Below are 230 nucleotides of genomic sequence, written 5' to 3' on the forward strand. Positions count from 1 at the left end.
GCCAATGAAGACAAATCTAAACCATCTAATAACCAAGTGCCGTTACGGGTAATACTGCTAAAAACGAGGGTTTTACCGTTAATGTCTGTGACAAACACTTCGACAGGACGACCATCTTCAACGTTATAAACAAAACCACCAAGCACTGACTGGCCGACTTCAGTTTGGTTGAGCACACCGTCATTATCTATCGCCGTAATCGTTATTGCGGCTTGGCTTTCTTTGTAAGC

General features: G+C 43.5%; 1 protein-coding gene. It reads right to left on the reverse strand.

Annotated elements, in window-relative coordinates:
• Positions 1-230: hypothetical protein (locus AB4298_RS21215; protein WP_371988322.1), on the reverse strand; the 230-nt coding region annotated here is incomplete at both ends.

Source organism: Shewanella sp. 10N.261.52.F9 (genome assembly GCF_041471165.1).
GTDB lineage: Bacteria > Pseudomonadota > Gammaproteobacteria > Enterobacterales > Shewanellaceae > Shewanella > Shewanella marinintestina.